The following is a 277-nucleotide window of genomic DNA, read 5'->3' as shown; positions in this document are numbered from 1 at the left end:
GGAAAAGGATTGGTCAAAATTATTTGGAGGGTCGGATATCGAAGGTGGAGGCGAGGTGTTGAAAACAGTAAAGTTAACTGGAAATGAGATAGATAGAATGATTTTAAGCGATGTTGAGTTTGAGGATGGGGGGAATATTGATGAGTTTGGGAAAGGGGAGTTTTATGTGGAAAAAGAGGAGGTTGATGGGTGGGTGTTTTGGTTATGAATAGGAGATAAGGTCGGAGAGTGGGTTTGGTTAGCTATCGATAGTGAGAAGATAAATGATTTGATGGAA

Annotated in this window: 1 protein-coding gene; it reads left to right on the top strand. The window is 40.4% G+C overall.

Going from position 1 to position 277, the window contains the following annotated elements:
* A partial coding sequence (locus tag FS736_RS24655; protein WP_222125109.1) for a hypothetical protein occupies positions 1-208 on the top strand: 208 nt, incomplete at its 5' end.
* Positions 209-277: the final 69 nt, after the last annotated feature.

This window comes from Cytobacillus oceanisediminis 2691, from assembly GCF_007678455.1.
GTDB classification, from domain to species: domain Bacteria; phylum Bacillota; class Bacilli; order Bacillales; family Cytobacillaceae; genus Mesobacillus; species Mesobacillus oceanisediminis_A.
This window is presented reverse-complemented; position numbering and strand designations above follow the sequence as displayed.